Source organism: Bacillota bacterium (assembly GCA_024655925.1).
Taxonomy (GTDB): Bacteria; Bacillota; DTU025; order DTU025; family JANLFS01; genus JANLFS01.
The window spans coordinates 5,352-11,074 of record JANLFS010000033.1; the positions used below are offsets into that span (position 1 = coordinate 5,352).

Below are 5,723 nucleotides of genomic sequence, written 5' to 3' on the forward strand. Positions count from 1 at the left end.
CCGTTTGGTATCTGGCAGGATCGTCCAGTCTGCGCTTGATGTAATGAGGCACTGGCATCTCGCCTGAGGACTCCACGACTGTGTCCACGCCTGCGGGTGCCGAGAAGGTTATCACCCTGCCTCCGAAGTCTGTCTTGGCCTCTACCTGGCCGGTCATCCGCCCTCCGGCGAAGGTCAGTCTCTCACCAACCGGGGCACGCTTGCCCGGCCGGACCAGGCATTCCCACCTGTCTCCGCCGAGTGCCCGGAGTAGCAGGACCTCTACCCGGCCTCCTGAGTCGCGAACCCCGTGGAGCCGGGCTGGGATCACACGCGTGTCGTTTATGACCAGCACATCTGGGGGCCCTAGGTACCCCGGGAGGTCTCGGAATACCCGGTGCTCAATTACTGCGGAATCCCGGTGGACGACCATGAGGCGGCTCGCATCTCTTTGAGCAAGGGGAGTCTGAGCTATCAGTCTGTCCGGAAGGTAGTAGTCAAAATCGGAAACCTGCATACGGAGTTCCTCTCCCCCTACTTGTACCCGAGCCTGGAGAGCATCGATGGGTCATCTCTCCACTTCTCTCTCACCTTGACCCAGAGCCTCAAATTGACCTGGGAGCCCAGGAGCCTTTCCACCTCGGCCCTGGCGCGCGTTCCGACTTCACGGAGAATGTGCCCTCCTGCACCTATTACAATCCCCTTCTGTGATTCGCGCTCCACGAGGATCACTGCGGAGATGTCCACCAGCTCGCGGCCCTCCCGGCTGTTCATGTCCTCGACCACCACAGCCACCGAATGGGGAACCTCTTCCCGAGTCAGCTCGATGAGCTTCTCTCGCACGATCTCGGCGACAAGGAACTCCTCAGGGTGGTCGACGCGGACGTCCGGCGGGTAGTACTGTGGCCCCTCAGGGAGCACAGATGCGATTCCCTCAACCATGCCGCCGACGTTCTCACCGGTCAGTGCGGACACTGCGTACACCCTCTGGAACTCCGCGAGGCCGCGCGAGACTCCTTCCGCCCTGGCCCGGGCATCGGGCTTGACTGCATCGATCTTGTTCAGCACAAGCCAGCATGGAGTGGCTACCTCACGGAGGTAGGCGGCGGCTCTCTGATCCTCCTCGTGCCCCGGCCTGGTGGCATCTGCCACGAAGAGAATGAGGTCCACTTCCTCCATGGCCTCCCGGGCGGTCCGAACCATGTACTCCCCAAGGGCATGCCTCGGCCTATGGACACCCGGGGTGTCTATGAAGATCACCTGGGCAGACGGAAGGTTGACAACGGCCACCACGCGGTTCCGAGTTGTCTGGGGTTTGCGTGACACTATGGCCACCTTGGACCCGACGAGCCTGTTGACAAGCGAGGACTTACCGACGTTGGGCTTTCCGACCACAGCCACGAACCCGGACTTCATTCCATGTCCTCCCGGGAGAAGGCCGCTGGCAGCAGTTCGGCCACAGTCCGGATGACCCGGTCGCCGCTGTCCCCCGCCATGATCACTGGCATGTCCAACCCGAACTCGGACATGAACTGTCTGCAGACGCCGCACGGGCTCACAGGGTCAGCCCCTGTTCCTACCACGGCAAGTGCCTTGAAGTCCCGCTCTCCCTCGGAGATGGCCTTCACAAACGCTGTCCGCTCAGCGCAGATCGTCGCTCCGTAGGAAGCATTCTCAACGTTGCACCCGAGGTAGACTCGGCCGCTCGCCCCAAGCAAGGCTGCCCCGACCCGGAACTTGGAATACGGAACATATGCCCGCTCTCTTGCCTGGCGGGCTGCCTCCACAAGTTCATCCTCTCTTTCGATCACGCCTACTCCTCCCCGATCCCAATGACCCGGGTTCCCACAGGAACTATCTGAACCCAGGTGGTGCCCGGGACGAATTCCACCGGATCCCCGCTTTCCCGGGTGTAGGATGTGGTCTGGCCTTCCTGTCTGGCCCACCGGACCCTCTGCACCATTCCGCCCACCGACACTATAGCGTCCCCCGGCCCGGACAGGTCCATGGCCAGGCGGCCCTCTGAGTCAATGACGCGGGTGGGCACAAACTGAACCACCAAGTTGTCCGCTCTGAGTTGCCTGTTCGTATCCGGGTCAAAATGCGGCTTGCCGTTCATGAACCGGCCATATGTGCGGGTGTCAGCGTCGTACTCCCATTCGACGCGGTAGGACCTGTTGTACTCCACGCGGAGCGTGGGCACATCATCCGTGCCCACCGTTTCGGGTCCAGGGGAGAGTGCATAGACCATTCCCGATCTGGCAGACGTCGTCAGTACGCCTTTTCTCGCGGCAAGCGAAAGGAAGGTTTCGGGTGTCCCGAAGAGATTGTGTGGCGCGCTCCGGAGCCGATCCCTGTAGAACCCAGAAGGGTTCTTGATCTCGTCAAGAGCGGGGTATCTCATCCGGGATATCATGGACAACGCATCGGTGCTCCCTCCACAGTGCACCAGCATCACGCCGTGCTCTGCCGCAATGTCAACAATGTACGGCCTGACGCTCCTGATCGGGCCCACCGGTGTGTCGCCGTGCCCCGAGTACAGCGCGAGGAAACGCGTGATTCCACCCTCCGCGAGCATCTCATATACGATCGAGGCGCCCGCAAGGCCCCGGTGCGGCCGCGCGGCCGAGGAGTTTTCGATAACCACTGCGTAGTATTCGCGCTCCTCTCCCGGCGCCAATTCACTACCGTTCAGGGGGTCGCGAGGAGGCGGGGTGGGCGACGTGGGAGTACCCGCAACGGTCTCCTCCTGCCCGAACTGATCCACCACAGGGTGCGCTTGTTCCCGGTCGCGCAATCCCTGCGCAACCACCAAGAGAGCCACGACAACAACAAAGAAGCCCGCAAACAGCAGAGCACTCTGCGGGCGTGATCTCCTTCTCACCATGGCACTTCTCCCTTACGATAGGCCGCGAGCCTGACGTCGGACTCCCGGGTTATCTCGAGGCGCTTGCCAGTCCGCGCGAACCTGCTGGCAATGGGAGCTAGGCTCCTGGACAGGGCGTTTCCGTCGCCTACCGCATAGATGCGGATAGGGTTCACCGCGACCGGCCTCTGGTTGACCAGGACGATGGGGCCAATACACCGGACAGACGACACAGCTACAATCCGCTCATTCCCCACCTGAGCCCCGAGCGCGCCCGCCGCGAACAAAGCATTCAAGATGTCGAGCACATCCTTCTGGTGCACGATCTCATCCCAGGCATACCCAGACGCGGCGTCGTACGCCAGGGCTACGATGCCCGGTCCGGAAAGCTCGCCGAACCCCGAATCCGCCCGGAGCCTGGTGATGGAGGATACCAGATTGGCAATCTCACCAGAGAGCGCGGCGGCCCGCGCCATGGGGTTCACGGGGTCGAACGAGACTCGCCCCGATTCCACTCCGATCTCAATGGCATCCGGAGCGCGCGCGATAATCGGATCACTCGAGATTGCAGTCACGGTCGCCCGGCTCAAAACCCCTTGCCGATCCTCCACTCTCGCGTCGGTACCCGATGCCGTGATGAGGATGTAGGCCTCTGGACCTTTGTAGGAGGCTACTTGAGGGTCAGAAGCCAGGATCTCAGCTACCCGCTTTCCGGCCTCCTGCGCACGGTCTGTTCTGACTGCCCGGTGTAGCTCTGAGGCAAGCCCAGCCAGTTCACGCCCGACGTCCTCCCGGGTTCGTGCAGTCACCAGCCTCTGGGCCGCTCCTGCCAACACAGCGCCTGCCGAACCGACGCCAGAAGGCTCGTCTCGTTCAAGGAGCGCATAAGAAAGGTCTGCATAGACTCTCGCCCCGGCTCGGGCCATGTCCATACTGTCCAGTTCACCAGGGAGCCTGATGAGGCCCGCATGCCGCCCGATCACAACCGCGTCGAAGAGCAGCACGATGGAGGCCAGAAGCAAGAGGGCGAGCCGGTTGAGCCCGCCCAACCTGACCTCGCGTCGCCTGATTCGCCTCCACTTGATCATGCGACTACTGGGTGCGGTACGGCGATAGAGTAACGCTCGCAAGCCGCTCCACTTCCACTCTTATGCCCCAGCGTTTGAGGCTGTTTCTGATCAGGTCGAGACTGCTCTCCAGCACCTCGGGGTCACCCACAGCACGGATCAGAACTGGGTTGACCGGCACGGGCCTCTGATTCACGAGAACCTGGGGGCCAGCGGACCTGATGGAGGAGGTTGCTATTAGACGCTGGCCTCCAACCTCCACACCCTGCGCGCCGGCGGCGAAGAGCTCGTTGACTATGTCCCTGATGTCTTTCTCCTGAACGACCTCGTCCTTGGAGAATCCCCCTTCAGCGTCGTAGAGGCTCACCAGGATCCCCTGCCCGGTCAAAGACGAGTACCCTGCCGCACGGCGGAGTTCGTCTAGAGAGAGACGGAGCGAGTCCGCCTCATCCCGCAGCAACCTGATCCGGTCCTGCATGGTTCTGGGAGTGATCACGTTCGCCTTGCCGCCCGAGATCTCGATGTCGATGGGCGCGAGAAGACCTGGAAGGGCGGCGCTCTTCTGGATCATGTCAACTGCTTGGGACGACAGCACTCTCGCAGGGTCCTCTACGTTGATCCGCCCATCTTGCGTTGCGGAGACTGTGATCATGGCCTGTCCTGTGACAGCCAGAGTTTTGGGGTCCGAGTTTATGATTGCCAGGACGGCCTCGCGCCTTCTGTTCTCAAGCTCCCTCTCCATCACATCACCCGTCGCCCTGCCGTAATAGCCTATTATATAGGCTATCGCCTCGGGATCCGATGCCTTGGACACCTCGAACTTGAACTTGGCCAGAGCCTCCCGGACCGCGGTGTTTCGTTCCAAACCCAGCCTGCCAGCTTGTGATTCGTAGTACTCAGCAAGCGCCATCGCGCCTTCGCGCAGCAGCGTGGTGTCAGAAGCTTCCCCCGGGAAGGTTATGAGTTCGGCCGCACGGGCAAGGACAAGGATGTTGATGAATAGCAGGAGTATGATGACTCCAGTGAGCCACTGACGCAGACGTCGTGCGGATTTCCTGGTTCTGGATTTGGCTGCCATCCGATCTCACCTCACGAGGCGGGCGATGATGACAATAACGCGTGGGCCGAAGGTCAGCGCGCCCACGATGACCGACCCGATTGCCGAGATCAGTACCGCCCCGGCCGCCACGTTCTTCGCCTTCATGGCCAGAGGGTGGTATTCCGGTGTGACCAGGTCCACGCACGCCTCTACGGCGGTGTTGACAAGCTCAGCCGAGATCACCACCGTGGAGGCCAGGACGATCAGGCCGAGATCGACAGGTGAGAGCCCAAGGGCCGCGCCAGTCCCGACAGCGATCGCGGCGATGGCGAAATGCGCCCGGAGGTTCCGCTCGGCGCGCAGGGCGCCTGCGACGCCGAGCGCCGCGAATCTGAAACTCTCAACGAGGTTCGTCGCTCTCATCAGATTCGCCTCCGCTTTACCGGGTGAGGCGCAGGTCCGTGAGGATCGATTCCTCCATCTCTGTCATCTTCCGAGCATCCGCGTCGTCCTCGTGGTCGTACCCTACCAGGTGAAGGACTCCGTGGACAGTGAGATAGCAGACCTCGCGCTCAACAGAGTGCCCATACTCTTGCGCCTGGGCCTCTGCCCTTGGAAGGGAGATGACCACGTCTCCAAGGAGGTCCTCGAAAGGCCACATGGTGGCTTCTTCCTCGCCTTCCTCGGCTGGCGTGATGGTGCCACAATCGGGGGGCAGCTCAAGTTCGGTCCCGGCCTCGGTATCCTCAGTCAGCTCCGCCGGGTCCTCGAG

General features: G+C 62.0%; 8 protein-coding genes. All 8 read right to left on the reverse strand.

All coding sequences use genetic code 11. The annotated features are described in order from the left end of the window. Positions 1-496, reverse strand: a 496-nt coding sequence (locus NUW23_06785) for an S-adenosylmethionine:tRNA ribosyltransferase-isomerase (protein MCR4425885.1), incomplete at its 3' end; no start/stop codon positions are given. Positions 497-513: 17 nt separating this feature from the next. Next, positions 514-1,395, reverse strand: a complete 882-nt coding sequence (era, locus tag NUW23_06790; GenBank protein MCR4425886.1) for a GTPase Era — start codon at positions 1,393-1,395, stop codon at positions 514-516. Continuing rightward, positions 1,392-1,787: a cytidine deaminase gene (locus NUW23_06795; GenBank protein ID MCR4425887.1), complete on the reverse strand. Its 396-nt coding sequence runs from the start codon at positions 1,785-1,787 to the stop codon at positions 1,392-1,394. The genes era and NUW23_06795 overlap by 4 nt, the downstream gene beginning before the upstream one ends. Before the next feature lie 5 nt (positions 1,788-1,792). Continuing rightward, positions 1,793-2,866 carry a DUF3048 domain-containing protein gene (locus tag NUW23_06800; protein MCR4425888.1) on the reverse strand — a complete coding sequence of 358 codons (1,074 nt, stop codon included), beginning with the start codon at positions 2,864-2,866 and terminating at the stop codon, positions 1,793-1,795. Then, positions 2,860-3,975, reverse strand: coding sequence for a DUF881 domain-containing protein (locus NUW23_06805; GenBank protein ID MCR4425889.1), 1,116 nt, complete (start codon positions 3,973-3,975; stop codon positions 2,860-2,862). The genes NUW23_06800 and NUW23_06805 overlap by 7 nt, the downstream gene beginning before the upstream one ends. Further along, positions 3,938-4,990: a DUF881 domain-containing protein gene (locus NUW23_06810; protein MCR4425890.1), complete on the reverse strand. Its 1,053-nt coding sequence runs from the start codon at positions 4,988-4,990 to the stop codon at positions 3,938-3,940. The genes NUW23_06805 and NUW23_06810 overlap by 38 nt, the downstream gene beginning before the upstream one ends. A 6-nt stretch (positions 4,991-4,996) precedes the next feature. Then, entirely contained in the window at positions 4,997-5,374 is a 378-nt protein-coding gene (locus NUW23_06815) for a diacylglycerol kinase family protein (GenBank protein MCR4425891.1), read from the reverse strand. A 16-nt stretch (positions 5,375-5,390) separates the two neighbouring features. Continuing rightward, the coding region (ybeY, locus tag NUW23_06820; GenBank protein MCR4425892.1) for an rRNA maturation RNase YbeY at positions 5,391-5,723 on the reverse strand (333 nt) is incomplete at its 5' end.